The organism is Nocardioides sp. CER19, from assembly GCF_029846275.1.
In the GTDB taxonomy this organism is placed as follows: Bacteria; Actinomycetota; Actinomycetes; order Propionibacteriales; family Nocardioidaceae; genus Nocardioides.
Map to the genome: position 1 here is coordinate 867,626 of NZ_JARVWS010000001.1, position 22,317 is coordinate 889,942.

Consider the following 22,317-nt stretch of genomic DNA (forward strand, 5'->3'; position numbering starts at 1 on the left):
GTCGGGCGGGCGGAGTACTCACGGCCGAGCGAACTGCACGTGCGTGTCGGCCGCAGCGTGCGTGAACCCGAGGCCTGAATAGAGCCGGACGGCAGCAGTGTTGTCCGCCTCGACGTAGAGGTGCACCTCGGCCACGTCCGAGAGATGGTGCAGGCCGGCGAGCGTGAGCAGGCGGCCCAGGCCCTTGCCCTGAGCCGCGGGTGAGATCCCGACGACGTAGACCTCGCCGAGCGTCGGCGAGTGGCGCTTGGTCCAGTGGAAGCCGAGGAGCTCGGACCCGGACCACGCCTCGATCAGCCCCTCGGGCTCGAACCACTGCTCCGCCATCCGCTCCTGCAGCCCGGACAGCGACAGCGAGCCCTGCTCGGGGTGGTGGGCGAACGCGGCAGCGTTGACCCGGAGCAGCTCGTCCTCGTCGCCGGGACGGAAGCCGCGGACGACGACCCCGTCCGGAGCGGCGGGAAGGGCCGGCAGCGGGTCGGACATCGGCCGGCGCATCACCCACAGCTCGCGCGCCGGCCGGAACCCGTGCGACCCGGCCAGCGCGGCCGCCGCCGGCGACCCACCGTGCGACCAGCCGACCAACGGCCCGTCGGACTCCGACAGGAGCGAGGAGAGCAGGCGCCCGCCGAGACCCTGCCCGCGCGCGGCCGGCCGTACGACGACCGACACCTCCGTCCCGACCAGCAGCGCGAACCCGTCCGGGTCCTCCCAGACCCGCGCGGACTCCGGCCGGTTCCGGATCGTCAGGACCGTGGCCTCGTCGAGCGGGGCCACCCCGTCGGCGGCCTCGGACTCACGGGCGATCGCCAGTACATGCTCCACGCGGGCCAGCCTAGAGTTCTGGGGCGCGCCACGGTCACCTGGCGACCGTGCTGCTCCCCGAAGCTCAGGCGTCGGCCTCCACCCGCGGCGACCCCAGCCGGGCGGCGTCGGACTCGGCCGACTTGCTGGGCAGCACGAACCGGTAGCCGACGTTGCGGACCGTGCCGATGAGCGTCTCGTTCTCGGGGCCGAGCTTGGCGCGCAGCCGCCGGACGTGCACGTCGACGGTCCGGGTGCCCCCGAAGTAGTCGTAGCCCCAGACCTCCTGGAGCAGCTGCTGCCTGGAGAAGACCCGGCCGGGGTGCTGGGCGAGGAACTTGAGGAGCTCGAACTCCTTGAACGTCAGGTCGAGCGAGCGCTTGCCCACCTTGGCCGTGTAGGTCGCGTCGTCGACCACGACCTCGCCGGACCTGATGACGTGCGCCTCCGGATCGGCCGCCTCCCGGGCCGCGCCGAGCCGGCCGATCGCCAGCTTGATCCGGGCCTCGAGCTCGGCCGGGCCGCAGGTGTGGAGGACGACGTCGTCCATGCCCCAGTCGTGGGCGACGACGGCGAGCCCGCCCTCGGTGACGACGAGGACCACCGGCACGTCGGTGCCCGTCGTGCGGATGAGCCGACACAGGTCGCGGGCCTGGGCCAGGTCCTGGCGGCCGTCGACCAGCAGCAGGTCGGAGTCGGGCGCCTCGAGCAGGGCGCTGCCCTCGGCAGGCAGGATCCGTACGTGGTGACCGAGGAGCGACAGCCCCGGGATCACCTCCACCGAGGGCTGCAGCGCGCTCGTCAGCAGGAGCAGGGTGCTCATGACTCGACCTCCGTCAAGGGCAGGAGTGGTACGAGGAGCACCAAGACGCAACGCTGAGCCTCGGTGAGTTGATCGTCAGCGCATACTAGCGAAACCTCGTCGTCACCTGTTGAGAAAGGGCGTGCTGTGGGACACATCCGCATTCGCTACTGGGCGGCGGCGAAGGCGGCCGCCGGCGTGGCCCAGGACGAGCTCGAGGTCGAGTCGCCGCTGTCGCTCGCCGAGGTCGTACGACGGGCGGTCGACCTGCATCCCGGCACCCGCCTGGCCGACGTACTCCAGGTGTGCTCCGCGCTGGTCGACGACCGGCCCGTGAAGCGCCTCGACCCGGCGGCCGTCCAGGTCGAGCCGGGTCAGTCGGTGGAGTTCCTCCCGCCCTTCGCCGGCGGGTGATCCTCCGAGCCGAGCAGCCCTCGTTCCGCCGGTCGCGGAATGTCGCCTCGGGCACCTGGCGTTAGGACTGGCATGACCGGACTCTGGGTGGCCGCGGCCGCCATCGTGCTGGCGCTCGCGTTCGGTGCGTTCCGCGCGCTGAGCGACGGCCGTTTCCGCGGCACGCACTCGGTCAGGGGCGCCGAGCAGCCTGCGGACGAGGTCGCGACGGAGCCGTCCGTGTGGGCGCAGCTCGGCGACGCGTCCGGCAGCGCCGTCCTCGGGGAGCGGGCAACGCTCGTCCAGTTCTCGAGCGCCTTCTGCGCTCCGTGCCGGGTCACCCGACGCGTGCTCGCAGAGGTGGCGGGCGTCGTACCCGGCGTCGTGCACCTCGAGATCGATGCCGAGCACCACCTCGAGGCCGTACGCCGCCTCGGGATCCTGCGTACGCCGACCACCCTGGTGCTCGACGCCGCCGGACACGAGGTGGCCAGGGCCGCTGGTGCGCCTCGCAAGGAGCAGGTCCTGAGTGCGATCCCGACGCCCGATCCCGCATGACGAGACAAACGTCCATCATGTGAGACGTGAAGTCGCCCGCCTCCGACACGCCACCTAGGGTTGCTGCCATGTCCTCGACCATGCTGACCAAGCGCCGCGCAGTGGACCACTGCCGCGTGCGCTCGTCGCTGTGTCGAATGTCGTCCTGAGTCATCCCACCCAGCCGACGACCGGCCGCTCCAGCGCGGCCCGAGGAGAGACATGTCCACCCAGCAGAGCGCTGGTCGAGTTGCGAGCGCCGGCGCGCGTGCCGAGACCACGCAGGCCGGCATCGACCCGCGGGGGCCGCAGTTCAACGCGGCGGTCACGATGGTGGTGCTCGTCGCCATCCTCGCTACGGCGGGCACGGCCCTCGGGACGGTGCTCACCGCCGCCCAGGCCGCCCTGTTCGTCTGGGGTGCGACCGCCGGCGTCACCAGGACGCCCCATGCACGCGCCTTCAAGGCGCTGGTCAGGCCTCGGCTGAGCGCCCCCGACCACCTCGAGGACCCGGCTCCGCCGCGGTTCGCCCAGGCCGTGGGTGCCGTCTTCACCGCTGTCGCCCTCGTCGCCTTCCTGGCCGGCGGCACCGTCGTCGGCGAGATCGCCATCGGCCTCGCCCTGGTGGCAGCCACCCTCAACGCCGTCTTCAGGTTCTGCCTCGGCTGCGAGCTCTACCTCGTCATCAAGCGCTTCACCCACTGAAGGAACACACGCGCCATCCGGCGCACAAGAAAGGGACAACAGACATGAGCCGCGAGAACTCCCTCGTCTCCGCCCAGTGGGTGGAAGAGCACCTGGACGACCCGAAGGTCGTCCTCGTCGAGGTCGACGAGGACACCTCCGCCTACGACAAGGGCCACATCCGGGGCGCCATCAAGCTCGACTGGACCAGCGAGCTGCAGGACCAGGTCCGCCGCGACTTCCTCAACAAGCAGCAGTTCGAGGCCCTGCTCTCCAGCAAGGGCGTCGGCAACGACGACACCGTGATCCTCTACGGCGGCAACAACAACTGGTTCGCCGCCTACGCCTACTGGTACTTCAAGCTCTACGGCCACCAGGACGTCAAGCTGCTCGACGGCGGTCGCAAGAAGTGGGAGCTCGACAGCCGCGAGCTGACCGAGGAGACGCCCGACCGCGCCGCGACGACCTACACCGCGCAGGACCAGGACAAGAGCATCCGCGCGTTCCGCGACGAGGTGGTCGAGGCCATCGGCGTGAAGAACATCGTCGACGTGCGCAGCCCCGACGAGTACGCCGGCCGGCTGCTCGCGCCCGCCCACCTGCCGCAGGAGCAGGCCCAGCGCGCCGGGCACGTCCCGACGTCGGTCAACGTGCCCTGGAGCAAGAACGCCAACGACGACGGCACCTTCAAGTCCGACGAGGCCCTCAAGGCGCTCTACGACGAGGTCGGCTTCGACAACGGCAAGGACACCATCGCGCTGTGCCGCATCGGTGAGCGGTCCTCGCTCACCTGGTTCGTCCTCCACGAGCTGCTCGGCCAGGAGAACGTGAAGAACTACGACGGCTCCTGGACCGAGTACGGCTCGCTGGTCGGCGTTCCGGTCGTTCTCGGCGACGAGCCCGGCGAGGCGAGCGCCTGATGTGCGGCGCCACTGAGGGCGGTCTGAGCCTCGCCGGGGTCGACGTCGCGAAGGAGGCCATCATCCAGGGTCAGGTCGTCCGCGGCGGCGACCCGGTCGGCGGTGCGTACGTCCGTCTGCTCGACCGGACCGGTGAGTTCACCGCCGAGGTGCCGACCAGCGCCACGGGCCACTTCCGGTTCTTCGCCGGCGACGGTCAGTGGACGCTGCGGACGCTCGCCCCCAAGGCCGAGCCCGTCGACCGGAAGGTGCACGCCGCCGTCGGCAGCGTCGCCGAGGTCCAGATCGCTCTCTGAGCCCGTAGGGCGACGACGACGCACGAAGCCCGCCCGGGTCCGACCCGGGCGGGCTTCGCGCTGCCGCGAGCATTTCGTCGGCGACGCGGCGGGTCGTTAGCCTCACCGGGCCCGACGGCCACGATCGATGCGGAGACAACCGGCTGTGCCTCAGCGCCCCACGACGGAATCGCCCACCTTCGTCGCCACGCTCCGCCGCTCACTGCTGGACCGCAGGTCGCCCGGCCGCGCCGACATCCAGGGGATCCGCGCGCTCGCCGTCGTCGTCGTCATCCTCAACCACCTGTTCGGCAACCCGGCCGGCGGCTTCGTGGGCGTCGACATCTTCTTCGTGATCTCCGGCTTCCTCATCACCGGGCTGCTGCTGAGGGAGCACGAGCGGACCGGGCACATCTCGTTCCTGGGCTTCTACCGCCGGCGCATCCGGCGGATCCTCCCGGCGGCCACGCTGGTCCTCCTGGTCGGTGTCGGCTGGTCCTACTTCGTCTTCCCCACCGCGCGGTGGGACGCCACTCGCGTCGACGCCGTCTGGGCGGAGCTGTTCGGCGCGAACCTCCGGTTCCAGGAGCTCTCCACCGACTACTTCAACGCCACCGGTCCGGTCTCGCCCTTCCAGCACTACTGGTCGCTGTCGATCGAGGAGCAGTTCTACTTCGTCTGGCCGTGGCTGATGCTGCTCCTCTTCGCCGTGCTGCTCCGCCGCAACCACTCCCGCCAGCGTGCCAGCGTCGTCGTCTTCGCCGTGCTGGGCGTCGTCACGGCCGCCTCGTTCGTGTACGCCGTCCGCCAGTCGGCAGCGGCGCCGGCGTCGGCGTACTTCGACTCCTTCACCCGCGTGTGGGAGCTCGGCGTCGGCGCGCTGCTCGCCGGTGCGACGCCGGTCCTCGTCCGGATCCCGCTCGCCCTCCGACCCGCGCTCGCCTGGACCGGAGCGGCCGGGATGGTCTTCTCGGTCGTGCACGTGCGCAGCACGATGTCGTTCCCGGCGCCGTGGGGCCTGCTGCCGGTCCTGTCCGCCGCGCTGACGATCGCCGCTGGCACCTTCGCGGACCGCACCCAGCAGCAGCGCTGGTTCTTCCCGTTCACGAGCCGTCCGGCGAGCTACGTCGGCGACATCTCGTACTCGCTCTACGTGTGGCACTTCCCGATCATCGTGATCGCCACCGCCACCTGGGGCAGCAGCACGAGCGTGAAGACGAAGGTCCTGCTCGGGATCGTCGTGGTCGCCGTCTACTCCTACCACCTGGTCGAGGACCCGATCCGCCGCTCCCGGTTCCTGGCGCTCCGGAGTCGGGGGACCCACCAGGGGAAGGTGCTCGTGAGCGGCCTCGTCGTCGGCTGCCTGGCGATCGGCGCCGCGGTGGTGGGCTCCAACGGCGCGGCCGCGGACGGGGGAGCGGTCAGCGTGCCGAAGGCGTCGGCGGCGGCCGCGCTGGCGAAGTACGGCCCCGCGGGCCGGGTCTTGAAGGCCGAGATCGTCGACGCGCTCGGGGCGACCGCGTGGCCCTCCGACCTGCACCCGTCGATCGACGAGTCCATCGGGGGCTCCGAGTCGTCGCCCGACATGATGGCGTGCGGGACGCCGACGTCGACGCTGGATCCCGAGCGCTGCTCCTGGGGCAGCCGGGCGCCGCGGCACACGGCCGTCATCGTCGGCGACTCGATCGCGATGACCTACGCGACGTCCCTGCGAGCGATCTTCGAGAAGATGCCCGGCTGGCGGTTCTACGTCATGGGCACGTTCGGCTGCGTCTTCACGCAGACCCTGGTCGCCAGCGCCGACCCGGCGACCCAGAAGGCCTGCCCCAAGCGCAAGGACGACGCCGTGCAGGCCGCCCTGCGGCTCCACCCGGACCTGCTGTTCGTCGCCAACCTGGACATGATGCGGATCCCCGTGGGAGGCGGCGCGCTCACACCGCAGCAGTTCGCCGACAGCACGGGGAGGATCCTCGCCCCGTTCCAGGACGGCGCCGGCCGCATCGTCATGCTCTCCTCGCCGCCGCCCGACAAGGACATCGCCGCCTGCTACACCAGGCGCAGCCACCCGAGCGACTGCGTCAGCTCCGTCGTCCCCTACTGGAAGGCGCAGCGGACCGCCGACCGGGCGATGGTCAAGAGCCTGGGCGGAACCTGGATCGACGCCCGCGACTGGTTCTGCGCCTTCGGGCGGTGTCCGGCCTTCGTCGGTACGACGCCCACCAAGGTGGATGCCAGCCACATGACCGTCTCGTACGCGCTGAGGATCGCCCCGGCCGTCAAGGAGACCCTCGTCCGAGCCGGCGTGCTGGCCGTCCGCTGAGGCGAACGCAGGAGCCCGCCCGACCTGACGGTCGGGCGGGCTCTGGTCCCGACCAGCGGAGCCGGCGAGCGCCGCAGTCAGCTGGCGGTGTTGATCATCCCCGCGCCGACGGTGACGCCCGTGGCCTCGTCGATGAGGATGAACGACCCGGTGGTGCGGTTCTTCGAGTAGGGGTCGACCAGCAGGGGCACCGTGGTGCGCAGCTGGATGCGGCCGATCTCGTTGAGGCCCAGCTCCTTGGTCGCGCTGTCGCGGTGCAGCGTGTTGACGTCGAGGCGGTACTGCACGTCCTTGACGAGCGCGCGCGCCGACCGGGTGGTGTGCTTGATCGCCAGCTTCTGTCGCGGCCGCAGTGGGTTCGTCGTCATCCAGCAGATCATCGCGTCGATGTCCTGGCTCGGCTTCGGGGCGTTGTTGACGCGGGCGAGCATGTCGCCGCGGGAGACGTCGACGTCGTCCTCGAGGCGGACGGTCACCGACATCGGCGGGAACGCCTCACCGATCTCCCTGTCGAACAGGTCGATGCCCGCGATGCGCGACGTCATGCCCGACGGCAGTACGACGACCTCGTCACCGGGCCGCAGCACGCCGCCGGCCACCTGGCCGGCGTACCCGCGGTAGTCGTGGTGCTCGTCGGACTTGGGCCGGACGACGTACTGCACGGGGAACCGGACGTCGACCAGGTCGCGGTCGGAGGCCACGTGGACGTTCTCGAGGTGGTGCATCAGCGTCGGGCCGGAGTACCACTTCATGTTCTCGGAGCGCTCGACGACGTTGTCGCCCTGGAGCGCCGAGATCGGGATGACCTCGAGGTCGGGCACGTTGAGCTTGGTCGCGAACTGGGTGAAGTCGGCCGCGATCTGGTCGTAGATCTCCTGGCTGTAGTCGACCAGGTCCATCTTGTTGATCGCGAGCACGAGGTGCGGCACCCGGAGCAGCGACAGCAACACGGCGTGCCGGCGCGACTGCTCGGTCATCCCGTGCCGTGCGTCCACGAGGACGAGCCCGAGGTCGGCGGTGGAGGCGCCGGTGACCATGTTGCGGGTGTACTGCACGTGGCCGGGGGTGTCGGCGATGATGAACTTCCGCTTCGGCGTCGCGAAGTAGCGGTAGGCGACGTCGATCGTGATGCCCTGCTCGCGCTCGCTGCGCAGCCCGTCGGTCAGCAGCGAGAGGTCGGTGTAGTCGTGGCCCTTCGCCGAGCTGGTGGCCTCCACGGCCGCGAGCTGGTCCTCGAAGATCGCCTTCGAGTCGAGCAGCAGTCGCCCGATGAGGGTCGACTTGCCGTCGTCGACCGAGCCGGCGGTCGCGAACCGCAGCAGGTCCATCTTGCGCCCGTCGTTGGTCGAGCCTGTCGAAACCGAGGCCATCAGAAGTAGCCCTCCTTCTTCCGGTCCTCCATGGCCGCTTCGCTGAAGCGGTCGTCGCCACGGGTCGCGCCGCGCTCGGTGACCCGAGCGATCGCGACCTCCTCGATGATCTCCTGCACGGTGCTCGCGGTGGACTCCACGCACCCGGTCAGGGTCAGGTCCCCGACGGTGCGGAACCTCACGGTGCGCTCCTCGGCGACCTCGCCGTTGCGCAGGGGGTTGTAGTCCGACTCCGTCAGCAGCATCCCGTCGCGCTGGAACACGCGACGCTGGTGGCTGAAGTAGATCGAGGGGATCTCGATGCCCTCGCGGCCGATGTAGTCCCAGATGTCCAGCTCGGTCCAGTTGGAGATCGGGAAGATCCGCATGTGCTCGCCCTCGTGCAGGCGGCCGTTGTAGAGCGACCAGAGCTCCGGGCGCTGGTTCTTCGGGTCCCACTGGCCGAACTCGTCGCGGTGGGAGTAGACGCGCTCCTTGGCGCGGGCCTTCTCCTCGTCGCGGCGGCCGCCGCCGAACGCGGCGGTGAAGCCACCCTCCTCGAGGGCGTTGAGCAGGGTGCCGATCTGCAGCCGGTTGCGCGAGGTCTTGCCGTCGTCGACGACGATGCCGTTCTTGATGGCGTCCTCGACGCTGGCGACGATCAGCTTGACGCCGAGGCGGCTGACCCAGTTGTCACGGGTCTGCAACACCTCGGGGAAGTCGTAGCCGGTGTCGACCTGCAGCACCGGGAACGGGATCTTCGCCGGATAGAACGCCTTCTCGGCGAGGCGCATCATCACGATGCTGTCCTTGCCGCCGGAGAACATGAGGACCGGCTTCTCGAACTCGGCGGCGACCTCACGGAAGATGTGGATCGATTCCGCCTCGAGCTGGTCCAGCTGGCTCAGCCGGTAGTCGGGGTGGGTCTGCGTCATGGCTCCCTTTCACAAGTGGGTCCAGCCCGTGAGGGCAGCCCTCATCGTAGACGGGGCCCGCGCACCCGCCGAACCCGTGCCGAGGGGCAGACACGAGCGCGTGCTCGTGCCGGGGCAGGCTGCTCGTGGCGTGCACCACGACTGCCGACGTACCGTGGCACTGGCAGGGGAGGTCGCGTGCCCACGACAACCAGCGAGTGGTTCACCCAAATCCTGATCTTCGTCCTGGTCGCCTATCCCATCGTCGGCGGCCTGGCGTTCCTCGTCTCGAGCCTCTACTACCACCTGTTCCTGGAGAAGCGGGACCTTCCCAGGTACCTCGAGCATGGCGAGCCGTTCATCACGATCTTCATCCCGGCCCACAACGAGGAAGCGTCGATCGCGAGCACGGTCGACTACCTCGAGAACACGCTCAACTACCCGACCGACAAGTTCGAGATCATCGTCATCGACGACGCGTCCACCGACCGGACGCCCGAGATCCTGACTGAGCTGCAGGCGCGCTACGCGGACCTGCGGGTGATCACCATCGTCAAGAACCGGGGCAAGGCCCACGGCTTCAACGTCGCGCTGGCCTTCGCCAAGGGCGACTTCATCCTCTCGAATGACGCCGACACGAAGCCGAACCCCGACGCGCTGTGGCAGTACATGAGCTACTTCGAGCGCGAGGGCGGTCAGAACGTCGGCGCGGTGACCGGCAACATGCTGGCGGCGAACCGCACCACGATCGCCGCCCTGGCCCAGCAGAACGAGCTCAACTCGATCATCGGCCTCATCAAGCGCTCGCAGATGTCCTACGGGGCGCTCTTCGCCTTCTCGGGCGCCAACACCATGTATCGCAAGCAGGCGGTGCTCGACGTCGGCGGCTGGCACGCCGAGCAGCCGACCGAGGACATCGCGAACGCCTGGGACATGCAGACCAGCGGCTGGCGCGCGCTCTTCGCCCCGCATGTCCGCTTCTTCCTCGACGTACCGGAGCAGACGAAGTCGCTGGTCAAGCAGCGCCGGCGCTGGTCGTCGGGCGGCCTGTTCGTGCTGCTGACCAAGGGCCCGAAGCTGCTGCGGCACCCGCTGCGGAACTACCAGATGATGCCCGTGATCTTCGACTACGGCCTCAGCGTCGTCTGGAGCTTCCTCTACTGGATCAGCATGGCGCTGTTCATCCTGAGCCAGATCTACTTCGCCAGCGCCCAGAACTGGGAGCGCTTCTTCCACAACTGGTACATGGTCGGCATCTTCGTCGGCATCGAGATGGTCGTCGGTGTCGTCCAGCTGACCGTCGCGTCCTATTACAACGACCGCGGGCGCACGCTCAAGTACGTCCTGTTCGCCCCGTGGTACATGCTCGTCTACTGGATGGTGAACACCTGGACCGTCGTCGTCGAGTTCATCCCGACGGTCCGCAAGATCTGGGCGCTCCGTGAAGGCGGCACGTGGAAGTCGCCCGAGCGCTCCACGAGCCTCGCCGACGTCAACGCGAGCAAGGAGCGGCGGCCATGACCGACAAACCTGACTACATCGTCCACCACGTCGAGGAGGAGGACGTCACCGTCGACTGGTTCTTCGGGCATGGGCACCTGTCCACGAAGATCCTGCAGCTCGTCCTGGTCGTGATCGGCTGGTTCTTCGCGATCCTGCCGCTGGTCATCGAGGTCTCGGCCCTGCGCCACCGCAACGATGCCGGCGGCTGGTGGAACTACCAGGAGGGCTTCGACATGTTCGACACGACGATGACCTTCCTGGAGCTCCTGATCATCGTCTTCATCGTCGGGTTCCTGGCGTTGCACGTGATCTACCGGGTGGTCTCGCGAGAGCGCAACCGGCGGAAGACCTTCGACGAGGAGCGCCTCGAGCTGCGCCTCTCATTGGCCGATGACCTCTACTCCGACAAGTACGGCGCTGAGGACCTCCGCCGAGTGCAGCGGAACATCCGGATCGAGCCGTATGCCGACCTCGAGACCTACGAGCTCCGCGACACCTACCGCATCCACGGAGTCGACTGATGGCCCTCTCGCCCGACGACCTGCAGCTCATCAGGGACATGAAGCAGCGGGAGTTCAACCTGAAGAAGCGGCAGCGGGCGTCGAACGCCATCTACGTAGAGGCGCGCCGCTACCGGTTCCTGCTGATCCTCCTGACTGCACTCCTGTTCGCTGCCGTCCTCGACGCGATCCTGATCCTGGTCGAGCGCGACGAGGTGAGCTGGTCGGAGCTGTGGCGTCCGACGATCGTGATCTTCGTGGTCGCGATGGCGGTCGGGATCCTGGCGGGGAACGGTCTGATGCGCACGTCGCTCGGACGCAAGCTGCTCGCGAACAAGGACCGCAAGCTGAACTTCAAGTACAGCGGCGATCTGCACGCGGGTCGGCGCTGGCAGCAGTTCTACTACCGCGGCGAGGACATCTCGGCCTACATCGGCCAGATCCTCTACCTCGTCGAGAGCGAGCACCGGTTCGAATCGGTCGACGCCGCGCTCGCCTTCGCCAAGGAGCACAGCCGGCAGAACCCCGCCTTCCAGGAGCGCGGCCTGGAGCTGTTCAACAAGGTCCTCGACCAGACCAACCTGCTCGTCATCGCGAGCACCGACGCTGACGGTCGGCCGTCGAACCGGTTCATGCGCTTCGTCAAGACCGACCGCCCCGGAGTTTGGTTCATGACCACGGCCCCGGATGCACCGAAGGTCCACGAGTTCGACCAAGGACGACTCGCGCTGATCACCGCCCCCACCGAGAGCGGCGCCACGGTCAGCAGCAACCGGGTGCGCGTCAGGCGCGCGGAGCTGACCTTCCCGGAGGTCGCCGACCTCTACCGCGCCCAGGCGCCGCGCTACCTCGAGGGCATGACCGAGGAGGACCAGCAGTGCGAGCTGGTCTACGAGCTGACCCTCGAGTCGGCGAAGGTCTCCAACTGGGTCGACCAGGCGCTGGTCGTCTTCGACCGGGTGGACAGCGTCGACTGACGGCCGCGTCGACGTCGCGCAGCGCGCACCTGGGCACAGAGCCGCCGATCATCGCGTGCCGCGCTCGACCCGTACGCTGCTCCCATGAAGATCGCGATCGTCGGCACGGGCTACGTCGGCCTGTCGAACGCCATCATCCTCGCCCAGAACCACCAGGTCTGCGCGCTCGACCTCGACCCCGTCAAGGTCGACCAGGTCAATCGCCGGATCTCGCCCCTCGAGGACCCGGAGATCGAGGACTACCTCGCCCACCGGTCGCTGGACCTCACGGCGACGCTGGACAAGCAGGCGGCGTACGACGGCGCCGCGTTCGTCGTCGTCGCGACGCCGACCGACTACGACCCGCGGACCAACTACTTCAACACGCGCTCGGTCGAGAGCGTCATCGAGGACGTGCTCGCGATCAACCCCTCGGCCCACCTGGTCATCAAGTCGACCGTGCCGGTCGGCTTCACCGAGCGGATGCGGCAGGAGCACCCCGACGCCTCGATCATGTTCAGCCCGGAGTTCCTCCGCGAGGGCCGCGCGCTCTTCGACAACCTGCACCCGTCGCGGATCGTCGTCGGCGACCGCACCGAGCGCGGGAAGGCCTTCGCCGAGCTCCTGGTCGAGGGCGCCATCGACAAGGACATGCCGGTCCTCTTCACCGACTCGACCGAGGCCGAGGCGATCAAGCTCTTCGCCAACACCTACCTCGCGCTGCGGGTCGCCTACTTCAACGAGCTGGACACCTACGCCGCCGTGCGGGGCCTCGACAGCGCACAGATCATCGAGGGCGTCGGCCTCGACCCTCGTATCGGCTCGCACTACAACAACCCGTCGTTCGGCTACGGCGGCTACTGCCTGCCCAAGGACACCAAGCAGCTGCACGCCAACTACCGCGACGTGCCGCAGAACCTCATCGGTGCCATCGTCGACGCCAACACCACCCGCAAGGACTTCATCGCGAGCGACATCCTGCGGCGCTCGCCTTCGGTCGTGGGCATCTACCGCCTGATCATGAAGTCCGGCTCCGACAACTTCCGGATGTCCTCGATCCAAGGCGTGATGAAGCGGATCAAGGCCAAGGGCGTCGAGGTCGTCGTCTACGAGCCGTCCCTTCCCGAGGACACGTTCTTCAACTCCCGCGTGATCCGCGATCTCGACGAGTTCAAGCGCATCTCGGACGTCATCGTCGCCAACCGGCGCACCGAGGTGCTCGACGACGTGGCCGACAAGGTCTACACGCGCGACATCTACGGCCGCGACTGAGCTCGGCCGTCGGCGGAGGCGGGACCGTCCCGCGGGTCATCGGAAGAGGGTGGCGCCGAGTGCGCGCGCGTCGTCGAAGCCCGGCAGCACGAGGAAGCTGGCCGACGCGGTCGCCGTCGCGAAGTGCATCAGAGCATCGGTCTCGTCGAGCCGCCTCTGGGTCCGGACGAAGGTGTCCAGGTCGCGCTGGAAGCTGATGAAGACCAGACCGCGTTCGGAGCCGGGGTTGGCGTAGCTGTAGCTGCGCCGCAGCATCAGGTGACTCCCGGTGAACGAGGGATGCGCCGCGCGAGCGTGGGCGTGCGCCGGCACGACGTACTCGCCTGCGGGCGTCTTCGCGCCGAGGTCGACCTGGTCGAGCGGCGCGCCGCCGGACAGAGGCGCGCCGTCGGAGAGGCGCCGGCCGATGATGCGCTCCTGGCGGCGTACCGGCAGCGACCGGAAGCCGTCCACGTCCAGCCTCAGCCGACGCACGACGCAGATGGTGCCGTTGGCGGCCGGACCGTCGGGGATCCAGACGTCGTCCTGCAGTTGGAACTCGGTGCGGGGCACGACGACGCCGTCGAGGAAGCCCAGCAGGTTGCGGGCCCGTCCCTCGCCCGCGCTGGCGCGGAACCCGTGCTGCGCCCAGCGCACGCGCGCCCGCATTGTCCAGACCATGGCCTCCCGGGCACGTTCGAGCACGCCCGCGTCGGACCCGTGCAGGGCGAGCAGGAGGTCACCGCCGGTCCGTGACGCGGGGATCCGGTCGTCGCCGGCGAAGAGCGGCAGCGGGTCCGAGCCGGGCAGCCCGTCTCCGGCGGCACGCACCAGGCGCGGACCGACCGCGACGGTGGCGGTCAGGTCGCCCGAGCCGTCCGCGGTGTGGGCAGCGATGGTCCGACCGAGAGCGGCGAGCATGTCACCGAGCTCCGCGCGAGTCTGGGTGGCCACGTCGACCACCGAGACGAGCGCGAACGTCTGCGGGTCGACGGGACGGTCGATCCCGGCCTGGTGGGCACCGTGCGCCGGCGTGTCTCCGAGCGCACGGGGCGGTGAGCCGTCCCGGTCGGCGCCTCGGGCGATGGCCGACACACCCACCGCGCCCGCGGCGAGGACGGCCGCGGAGGTCAGGACCTGTCGGCGGTCGAGGCTCATCGCTTCACACCCGGGAGCCGCGGGAGGGAGACGCCGTCCGCGTCGCCGAGGTCGACGGTCGCCCAGTCCTCGCCCGTGCGGATCTGGACCCGACGAGCGAGCCCCGTCTTGTCCACCCACAGCCGAAGGCCGGACGCGTCGGAGTCGACCGGACCCTCCGCCCGCTTCTCGGACGGCGGGGCGGCGTAGCCCATCAGCTCGTGGCCCGCGACCTCGTCCTCGCCCAGCCAGAGTGCCCCGCCCTGCTCGAGCAGGAGCGGGTTCTCGGGGCGGTCCTGGGCGAGCCCGGCGATCACGAGAAGCACCGTGTCGAGCACCGAGCCGCTCGGGGCCATCGACCGCGTCTGCCAGTGCACGCCGGGCATGGGCAGAGGAGCCGTGTCAGCCGTCTGCGTCGACGCCGGGGTCAGGCCGACCTGGCGGAGGTTCCACCGCAGCAGCTGGGGCGCGAAGCCGACACCTGTCGCCAGCGCGTACCCGGTGTGGGTCCGGTAGTCGATCCAGCCCTTGAGCCGGACCTTCTGCGTGTCCACGGCCACGGTCGTCTCCAGAGAGCGACTACCGGCGTCGTAGTTGCGGAACAGGGTGGTCGCCAGCACCTGCGCCTGCTCGGCGCTCACCGGCCGCGGCGATGCCGGCCTCGTCGTCGACGCAGTCGGTCCGTCGTCCACGCCGCTCTCGCATCCCGCCGCCACGAGCGCCACGGCCGCGAGGCCGGCCAGCCAGCGTCGGCACCTCATCGGGTCCCGCTCAGCTCGGCGAGCAGGGAGCCCGGAGGAACGTCGATCGCCGCAGTGTCAGGCATCGTGACACTCGCCGGCAGCCGCTCCGGTGGCGTGTCCACGTCGGTGAGACCGGGCTGGGCACGGGGTGGCGCGACGTCGAGGAAGCTGAGACCGGGCGGAGCCTTCGCGAGGCGGGCGACGGTGGTCGGGGCTACGGCCGGCTGCCGGCGCGCTGCCGCACCGCACGGGCGGGCCGTGGCGAGATCCGGCGGAAGGGTGGTGGCGCGCCCCGTGACGCAGTTACCGGTCGCCGGGGCGCGGGCGGCCGAGATGTTGGCGACATCGATGCCGTTCGCGGCGTAGGCGTTCTCCGTCAGCGTGTTGCCGGTCGCGGGCAGGTCTTCGGTGTTGGTGATGAGGACGCCAGCACGGGGGTTGCCCGCGATCCGGTTGCGGGTGACCTCGTTGTCTACGCCACCCGCGATGCCCACACCGGTGCCGAACCCGCCGTCCGCCTGCGCCGGGGAGTCGTTGGAGCCGCTCTCGCCGACGAGGTTGCCGATGACCTGGTTCGCACGCTGGGGGCGGAAGGCCTCCTGGTAGTTGGACAGCAGCGTCAACCCGACCCGGTTGTCGGTGAACCGGTTGCCGGTGATCAGGAGCGGCCCCGAGGCGTTGGCGTTCTCGAAGCCGACCGCGTTGCGCTCGGCCACGTTGTCCTGGACCAGGACGTCGCAGCTGTGGCACTGGCCGACGTAGATGCCGCTGTCCGCCGAGCCCGAGGCGTAGGAGTCGGCGATCACCCCGTGCTGGGCGTCGAACGCGTAGATCCCGTACAGCCCGTTGTCGTACGCCGTCACGTGGTCGACGGCGAACCGCTGCACGGGCGGGAACTCGTCAGGCTCGAACTCGTCATAGTCGTCGGCGTTGTTGGCGCGCGGCCCGTGCTTGTCGTGCACGCCGGTCACCAGGACCCCGTAGAACGTGTGGTCCCGCACGGTGAGGTTCTGCACGCGGGTGCCGTCGGCGATGCTGACCACACCGTAGGGGCGCACGCCCGCACCGTCGATGACGGTCCGGTTCCGGTCGGTGCCCCGCACCGTGACGTCGGCCGTCGAGACGACCACGCTCTCGTGGTAGGTGCCAGGACCGACGAGCACCAGCCCACCCGCGGCGACATGGTCGACCGCGGCCTGGATCGAGGTGGCATCCTGGGGGACCCGGACGACCTGCACACCATGGCCCGCCCGCGGCGCGGAGCCGGAGGAGCAGCCGGCGGCGCCGAGGCAGACGACCGCGGCGATGCCCCCTGCCGTCGCCCACCCGCGAGCCATGCCGGTCAGTCTAGGTGTGAGGCTCCGTGCGTCACGCGGCTTGCTTCTGCCGGTGCCGCACTGGCCCGATTGTGTGATAGTGGGCACAGAGTGTCGGGGCGTTCCAGCACCGGGCCGCCCGCTCGGCGAGATTCGACCGGGAGGCGGCATGGGGCCGTGGGGAAGGCATCGGACGACCGCAAGGCTCACGATCCTGTCGTGCGTCGCCGCATTGGGGATCACCACGCTCGGCGTCGTCAACGCACCGCCCTCCCATGCCGCGCCCGGCACCGTGAGCGGTCTCGTGTTCCAGGACTTCAACGGCAACGGGACCCGCGACCCGGGCAACACCGCGAGTGGCGTCCAGACCGACACCGGCTTCCCCGGCGTCACCGTCACGGCGTACGGCCCGCACAACGAGGTCGTCGGGACCGACGTGAGCGGCGCCGATGGCACCTACTCGATCGACACCTCGTCGGTCGCCGACGGGACGCCTCTCCGCATCGAGTTCTCCGACGCGAACGGCGGGACTGCCGCCCAGCTCCCGAGGGAGTTCCAGTCCTCCTTCAGCGGCGAGGACAACGGCACGAGCGTGCGGTTCGTGGACGCGGGGGCCGAGAACGTCGACTTCGGAGTCCTCGAGCCCGAGGACTACGCCGACGACAACGCACCGATCATGACCGCCATCCAGTACGCCGGCCTGCGCTCCGCGCCGAACGCCGCCGGCCTGCCGGCCCTGGTGGCGAACCCCTGGGTGGTGCCGGCGAACGACCCGGCGGTAGGGAACTACCCAGGCCGAGTCGACCTGGCCACGTACGGAGAGGTGGGCTCGATCTGGGGTGACGCCTTCGACCGTCCGCAGAACGCCGCTTACGCCGCCGCGACCTACAAGCGGCTCTCCGAGCTCGGCCCCCTGGGCCTGGGTGGCATCTATCGCATTCCCGATGTGCTGGACCCGGCCACCGGCGCGGTGAGCGGCTCTCCGGGCACGCCGGAACCGTGGCTGGACGTGACCACGCTCGGCGTCGATGTCGGCACCGTGCCGACCACGGCCGGGCGCGGGTTGGGCCCCCCGGATGCGCTGGTCCGCGACCCGAACGCTTTCGAACAGGCCGGCAAGGTCGGCATCGGGGGGATCGCCATCGACGAGGAGGGGACGACGCTCTACTTCGTCAACCTCTTCGACCGGAGCCTGTACGCCCTCGACATCACCGGCGGCGCCACGCCGACCAGCGCCACTCGGATCCCGCTCAACCTGACCGCCGGACAGCGACCCTGGGCAGTGACCGTGCACCGCGACCGCGTCTACGTCGGCTATGTCGACACCGACGGCGACGGCGCGAACCCGGGCAATGCGGCAACCGGGAACATGTACGTGGTGTCGGAACCCGAGGCCACAGCCGTCGCCGGCGGTGCGGCGTGGCGCAACGAACTGACCGCGCCGCTGACCTACACCAAGGGCAACGACATCAACAACTGGGGAGCCCCGCTGCCTCCGACCACAGCGATCCCCGGCCAGGTGCTCCGATGGAACTCCTGGACCGACCAGTTCTACTGGAACGGCGACGCCGGCGCAGCCGGCTTCAACACGGCGTACGGATGGACCCACATCTACCCGCAGGCGATCCTCGGCAGCATCACCTTCGACGCCGAGGGCTACATCACCCTCGGCTTCGTCGATCGCTCGAGCGTCCAGGGCGGCAACCGGCAGTGGGCTCCGGAGCCGCCGCCCGGCTGCGCCGCGCCGTGCCTGACCGACGACCGCTACTTCGAGACCGTTGCCAGCGGCGACATCCTGATCGCCACGCCGGATCCCACGCTGGAGGACAATGCAGTCGTCGGCGACCGGACGGGCGCCAACCCGAACAACAACGAGGGACCCGGGGGAGGAGAGTTCTACAACGACCGGCAGAACGTCGGGACCGGCGCCAACCACCTGGAGAACACCCTCGGTGGGGTCGTGGCCTATCCCGGCCTGCAGGAGGTCGCCTCGACCGCGATGGACCCCCTCGGCGCCATCCGCGTCGCCGGCCTGAGCTGGTTCAACGTGAACAACGGCGCCGTCGTGCGGGGCTACAACCACACCCCCGACCCGCTGCCTACGCGCGGCATCGAGGCCCAGTCCGCACCCACGGCGCCGTACTTCCAGAAGGGCGGCGGCATGGGCGCCGTCTCGCTGCTCACACGGGAGCCCCCCGTCGAGATCGGCAACCGGGTCTGGCTGGACGCGGACTTCAACGGGCGCCAGGACCCAGACGAGCCGGCCATCCAGGGCGCGCCGGTCAGCCTCTACGCACGAGGTCCCGGAGGGGCGCCCGTCGGTCCTGCTCTCGCGTCGACGACCACCAACGCCGCGGGCGAGTATTACTTCCGCAGCGACGACATCCCCGGCTTCAATCCGGCGGCCACGGAGGATGCCACCCTCCCCTACGTCGTGGTGTTCGGCCGCGGGACCGGTCCGGTCACTTTCACCGGGCCGAACGCGGAAAACCCGGGCTTCGCCGGCATCACGTGGGCCGATCTGGCCTTCACCAGGCAGACAGCGGCTGCTCTCCAACGCGACTCCAACCCCAATCCAGTCACCGGCCGGGCGCCGGTCGACGTCGGCTCGCCGGGACGCAACAACCACACGATCGACGCCGGGTTCAACACCACCGGCGCCTTCCAGATCCGCAAGCTCACCGAGGGTGCGCCACCTCGACCCGGCCAGACGTTCACGTTCGACGTCACCGGCGCGACGAACTTCCGTGGGGACGACGTCCTCGGCAGCGTCAACCCGCGGACCTTCCAGGTCGGGGCCGGACAGACCGCACCGACCGTGCCGCAACGGCTTCCCGTCGGCACCGAGATCACGATCACCGAGCGCAACGGTGCCCAGCTCGGCGCCAGCTACGACCCGGGCAGGGAGCAGCTGATCACGGTCAACGGGGGGCGGCCGCTGCTGTTCACCGTCACCAACCGGCTGACACCGCCGAGCACGCCCGCCGTTCGTACGGTCACATCCCACCGTCGGGTGACCCCGGGGCGGCCGTTCCACGACCGGATCCACGTCAGCGGACTGGCCGGCGGGCAGGGTGCGACCGCCACCGCGGTGCTCTACGGACCGTTCACGTCCCGTGCGGCCGCCACCTGCAGTGCCGCGTTCCAGGCGCGGACGAAGGCGTTCCACGTCGACAACGGCTGGAACCGGACTCCGACGGTCCGGGTCAACGCCCCGGGCGTCTACACGTGGCGCGTCACGACCCATGCCAATGCCGCCAACACCTCGGCGACCCACCCCTGCGGGCAGGTGGCAGAGACGACAGTGGTCGCCAAGCGCCGCTACGCCGCTCCGGTCATCAACGGCGGGTTCTCCGGCACCGTTGGTTCCCCTGATCTCGACCGCCGCGTGCCCCTGACCATCTCGATGCCGGGCGTCGGCATGCACGCGACGGTGCGTACGGAAGGCGTCGTACGTCGTCAGATGAGGCTGCCCGGTGACGTCAGCGAGGTCGGATGGCTGCGCAAGTCCGCCGACTTCGGCGACAAGATCGGCACCGCCGTCGTGGGCGGGCACGTCTCGGACCGGCACGACAGGCCGGGCGCGATGTTCAGGTTGGGCCGGGCGCACACCGGGCAGCGGATCACGGTGGTCAGAGGCGGGACCCGCTACCACTACGAGGTCGTGGGCAAGAAGACCTACGACCGCCGCACCCGACTGCCGCAGCGCTACTTCGCCACCACGGGCCGTCCACGGCTGATCCTGGTCAGCTGCACGGATCGGGTCGTCTATGCGAACGGGCACTTCCACTACACGCGCTACGTCGTGGTGATCGCCAAGCAGCTGCGTCGATAGGCCGCTCGTTGGACTGTCGGCATACGGCAGGGTCCTCCCGCTAGTGTCTCGGGCGTGACTGCGCCCCGTGACGACCACGCGTTCGCGGCCTGGCTGGCCGAGCAGGCCGGTGCCCGGCTCCTGGAGGTCCGCGCGACCTCGGGGCTCGGGGGCAAGGAGCTCAAGGACGCGGGCGACGCGGCCGCGCAGGCGCTCCTCGGCGAGCTGCTCGGCGTGCACCGCCCGCACGATGCGGTGCTCTCCGAGGAGGAGATCGAGACCCACGGTGACGCCGGCCGACTGACGGCCGAGCGGGTGTGGATCATCGACCCGCTCGACGGCACCCGCGAGTTCTCCGAGCCGCCCCGGGACGACTGGGCGGTCCACGTCGCGCTCTGGTCGGGGGGCGAGCTCGTCGCCGGCGCCGTCGCGCAGCCGGCGCTGGGGGAGACCTTCCACACCGGCGTACCGCCGGTCGTGCCCGGTCTCGACGAGCCCGACCACCGGCAGGGACAGCCGCCGCGGATCGCCGTCTCGCGCTCGCGGCCGCCGGCGTTCGTCGCCGCGCTCGCCGAGGAGCTCGGGGCCGAGCTGGTCCCGATGGGGTCGGCCGGAGTCAAGATGATGAGCGTCGTCCGGGACGTCGCCGACGCCTACGTGCACGCGGGCGGGCAGTACGAGTGGGACTCCGCCGCCCCCGTGGCCGTCGCCGCCGCCGCCGGCCTGCACACCTCCCGCGTCGACGGGTCGCCGCTGGTCTACAACCGCGCGGACCCCTACCTGCCCGACGTCGTCGTCTGCCGGCCCGCCCTGGCCGGCCCGATCCTCGCGTTCATCGAGCGGCACGGGATCGACTGAGGCCCCTCCGGATCACCCGGCGGTGACGGCGTACAGGCGATGTCGGGGCCGCATCGTGGGCAGCCGGTGGACGGCGTTGGAGCAGCCACATCGGTCGGTGTCGTTCCCCGTGCCGGAGACCACGGCGCGGCACGACTGCTGCGGCTGGCGCAGCGGCGCCATCAGCGGGCGATAGACCAGGTGTCCGCAGTCGGGACACGGAGTCGGCTCGACGGGGTGGTTCTGCATGCACCGATTGCAGGCCCGCGCCGACAACGGCGCGCCCCCACGCGGGAGCCATCCCCAATCTGAGGTACGGGTGGCTAGTGCCGGTCGCTGCCGCTCCTGGAGATCTGCCAGGCGCCTGAGTTCGGGTCGAAGGCGGGCACGCCCGCGGTCTGCCTGATGAGCCCCCAGACCAGCGGGCCGAGCAGCAGCATCCCGGCGCCGATGATGCCGACCCAGGTCGGGGAGACGCCGAGCATCTTCAGCCCGGTCAGGGAGAGGACGATGACGATGCCGCGCCGGATCACCGACTGGCCGACCCAAGCGGCGGCGCGGGCACCGAAGAACGTTCCCGGGGTGCCCCCGATGATGAGCGGCACCAGCACGCCCACGTCGACCCCCGATGTGAGGACGTGACCGATGGCCGCGGCGAGGACCAGGGGCACCGCCTGGACGAGGTCGGTGCCGACCAGCTTCACCGCCGACAGCGTGGGGTAGAGCAGCAGCAGCGCCACCATGATGAGCGAGCCGGAGCCCACCGACGTGATACCGACGAGGAGCCCGCCGACCGCGCCGACGAGCAGGGTGGGCAGCGGCCGCACCTCGATGTGGGGGGTCGTCGTGCGCCCGCTGGCGATGATGCGGAGCTGGAGATACATCCGCAGCGTGTACGACGCCGCCGCGAACAGCAGCGCGACGCCGATCGCGTTGGTCAGGAACGTCTCGGCGTCGTCGCCGCCGATGTACTTCACGATGAACCCGCCCGCCAGTGCGAACGGCACCGATCCGATGATCAGGTAGAGCGCCAGCCGCAGGTTGGGTGAGCCCTGGCGCCAGTGCACGGCCGCGCCGACCGACTTGTTGACCGAGGCGGCGACCAGGTCGTTGGCGACGGCGGCGGTCGGGTTGATGCCCAGGAAGATGAGGGCCGGAGTCATCAGTGCGCCGCCGCCCATGCCGGTCAGCCCGACGACGATGCCCACGCCGAAGCTGACGACGAGCACCGAGAGAGCGTCGGTCGTGAAGAGGTCATGCAC

21 protein-coding genes are annotated in these 22,317 nt (G+C 70.0%); 12 read left to right on the forward strand and 9 right to left on the reverse strand.

Annotated elements, in window-relative coordinates; genetic code table 11:
- Positions 1 to 18 precede the first annotated feature (18 nt).
- Together mshD and QDS12_RS04180 are read right to left on the reverse strand one after the other, a co-directional pair.
- A complete protein-coding gene (gene mshD, locus QDS12_RS04175) occupies positions 19 to 825 on the reverse strand; it encodes a mycothiol synthase (RefSeq protein WP_279877148.1) in 807 nt (268 codons plus the stop codon).
- 64 nt (positions 826 to 889) lie between these two features.
- Positions 890 to 1,627: a response regulator transcription factor gene (locus QDS12_RS04180; RefSeq protein ID WP_279877149.1), complete on the reverse strand. Its 738-nt coding sequence runs from the start codon at positions 1,625 to 1,627 to the stop codon at positions 890 to 892.
- A 126-nt stretch (positions 1,628 to 1,753) separates the two neighbouring features.
- On the opposite strand from QDS12_RS04180, the gene QDS12_RS04185 reads away from it, so the two are divergent.
- The 6 genes from QDS12_RS04185 to QDS12_RS04210 all read left to right on the forward strand — a co-directional run bounded on the left by QDS12_RS04185 (position 1,754) and on the right by QDS12_RS04210 (position 6,735).
- Positions 1,754 to 2,020 (forward strand): MoaD/ThiS family protein, encoded by a 267-nt coding sequence (locus tag QDS12_RS04185; protein ID WP_279877151.1) that lies wholly within the window; start codon positions 1,754 to 1,756, stop codon positions 2,018 to 2,020.
- Positions 2,021 to 2,092: 72 nt separating this feature from the next.
- Entirely contained in the window at positions 2,093 to 2,557 is a 465-nt protein-coding gene (locus QDS12_RS04190; RefSeq protein WP_279877153.1) for a thioredoxin family protein, read from the forward strand.
- Between the two features lie 201 nt (positions 2,558 to 2,758).
- Positions 2,759 to 3,241: a DUF4395 domain-containing protein gene (locus tag QDS12_RS04195; protein ID WP_279877155.1), complete on the forward strand. Its 483-nt coding sequence runs from the start codon at positions 2,759 to 2,761 to the stop codon at positions 3,239 to 3,241.
- A 44-nt stretch (positions 3,242 to 3,285) separates the two neighbouring features.
- Positions 3,286 to 4,140 (forward strand): sulfurtransferase, encoded by an 855-nt coding sequence (locus QDS12_RS04200; protein WP_279877157.1) that lies wholly within the window; start codon positions 3,286 to 3,288, stop codon positions 4,138 to 4,140.
- The gene (locus tag QDS12_RS04205; RefSeq protein WP_279877158.1) at positions 4,140 to 4,436 is read left to right on the forward strand and encodes a DUF1416 domain-containing protein; all 297 of its coding nucleotides are present in this window, start codon (positions 4,140 to 4,142) and stop codon (positions 4,434 to 4,436) included. The genes QDS12_RS04200 and QDS12_RS04205 overlap by 1 nt, the downstream gene beginning before the upstream one ends.
- 145 nt (positions 4,437 to 4,581) lie before the next feature.
- Positions 4,582 to 6,735 (forward strand): acyltransferase family protein, encoded by a 2,154-nt coding sequence (locus QDS12_RS04210; protein ID WP_279877160.1) that lies wholly within the window; start codon positions 4,582 to 4,584, stop codon positions 6,733 to 6,735.
- Positions 6,736 to 6,812: 77 nt separating this feature from the next.
- Here QDS12_RS04210 and cysN read toward each other — a convergent pair whose 3' ends face one another.
- Positions 6,813 to 8,105, reverse strand: coding sequence for a sulfate adenylyltransferase subunit CysN (gene cysN / locus QDS12_RS04215; protein WP_279877162.1), 1,293 nt, complete (start codon positions 8,103 to 8,105; stop codon positions 6,813 to 6,815).
- Complete coding sequence (cysD, locus tag QDS12_RS04220; protein ID WP_279877164.1) at positions 8,105 to 9,019, reverse strand: sulfate adenylyltransferase subunit CysD; 915 nt, start codon at positions 9,017 to 9,019, stop codon at positions 8,105 to 8,107. Before cysD ends, cysN begins: the two co-directional genes overlap by 1 nt.
- A 177-nt stretch (positions 9,020 to 9,196) precedes the next feature.
- On the opposite strand from cysD, the gene QDS12_RS04225 reads away from it, so the two are divergent.
- The 4 genes from QDS12_RS04225 to QDS12_RS04240 all read left to right on the forward strand — a co-directional run bounded on the left by QDS12_RS04225 (position 9,197) and on the right by QDS12_RS04240 (position 13,229).
- Positions 9,197 to 10,519: a glycosyltransferase gene (locus tag QDS12_RS04225; RefSeq protein ID WP_279877166.1), complete on the forward strand. Its 1,323-nt coding sequence runs from the start codon at positions 9,197 to 9,199 to the stop codon at positions 10,517 to 10,519.
- On the forward strand, positions 10,516 to 11,022 hold the full coding sequence (locus QDS12_RS04230; protein WP_279877167.1) for a hypothetical protein: 507 nt from the start codon (positions 10,516 to 10,518) through the stop codon (positions 11,020 to 11,022). Before QDS12_RS04225 ends, QDS12_RS04230 begins: the two co-directional genes overlap by 4 nt.
- Complete coding sequence (locus QDS12_RS04235; protein ID WP_279877168.1) at positions 11,022 to 11,978, forward strand: hypothetical protein; 957 nt, start codon at positions 11,022 to 11,024, stop codon at positions 11,976 to 11,978. The genes QDS12_RS04230 and QDS12_RS04235 overlap by 1 nt, the downstream gene beginning before the upstream one ends.
- Positions 11,979 to 12,062: 84 nt before the next feature.
- Positions 12,063 to 13,229 (forward strand): nucleotide sugar dehydrogenase, encoded by a 1,167-nt coding sequence (locus QDS12_RS04240; protein WP_279877169.1) that lies wholly within the window; start codon positions 12,063 to 12,065, stop codon positions 13,227 to 13,229.
- Between the two features lie 36 nt (positions 13,230 to 13,265).
- On the opposite strand, the gene QDS12_RS04245 is transcribed toward QDS12_RS04240, so the two are convergent.
- The 3 genes from QDS12_RS04245 to QDS12_RS04255 are packed head-to-tail and all read right to left on the reverse strand — an operon-like array spanning position 13,266 to position 16,425.
- Positions 13,266 to 14,366, reverse strand: a complete 1,101-nt coding sequence (locus tag QDS12_RS04245) for a Dyp-type peroxidase (RefSeq protein WP_279877170.1) — start codon at positions 14,364 to 14,366, stop codon at positions 13,266 to 13,268.
- Positions 14,363 to 15,106 (reverse strand): hypothetical protein, encoded by a 744-nt coding sequence (locus QDS12_RS04250; RefSeq protein ID WP_279877172.1) that lies wholly within the window; start codon positions 15,104 to 15,106, stop codon positions 14,363 to 14,365. Before QDS12_RS04250 ends, QDS12_RS04245 begins: the two co-directional genes overlap by 4 nt.
- Entirely contained in the window at positions 15,103 to 16,425 is a 1,323-nt protein-coding gene (locus QDS12_RS04255; protein ID WP_279877174.1) for a right-handed parallel beta-helix repeat-containing protein, read from the reverse strand. The genes QDS12_RS04250 and QDS12_RS04255 overlap by 4 nt, the downstream gene beginning before the upstream one ends.
- A 211-nt stretch (positions 16,426 to 16,636) precedes the next feature.
- Here QDS12_RS04255 and QDS12_RS04260 point away from each other — a divergent pair, with 211 nt between their 5' ends.
- Positions 16,637 to 20,239, forward strand: a complete 3,603-nt coding sequence (locus QDS12_RS04260) for an SdrD B-like domain-containing protein (RefSeq protein WP_279877176.1) — start codon at positions 16,637 to 16,639, stop codon at positions 20,237 to 20,239.
- Between the two features lie 54 nt (positions 20,240 to 20,293).
- Positions 20,294 to 21,076, forward strand: coding sequence for a 3'(2'),5'-bisphosphate nucleotidase CysQ (locus QDS12_RS04265; protein ID WP_279877178.1), 783 nt, complete (start codon positions 20,294 to 20,296; stop codon positions 21,074 to 21,076).
- A gap of 12 nt (positions 21,077 to 21,088) precedes the next feature.
- On the opposite strand, the gene QDS12_RS04270 is transcribed toward QDS12_RS04265, so the two are convergent.
- On the reverse strand, positions 21,089 to 21,304 hold the full coding sequence (locus QDS12_RS04270; RefSeq protein WP_279877180.1) for a hypothetical protein: 216 nt from the start codon (positions 21,302 to 21,304) through the stop codon (positions 21,089 to 21,091).
- 74 nt (positions 21,305 to 21,378) lie between these two features.
- A complete protein-coding gene (locus QDS12_RS04275) occupies positions 21,379 to 22,317 on the reverse strand; it encodes a sulfite exporter TauE/SafE family protein (protein WP_279877182.1) in 939 nt (312 codons plus the stop codon).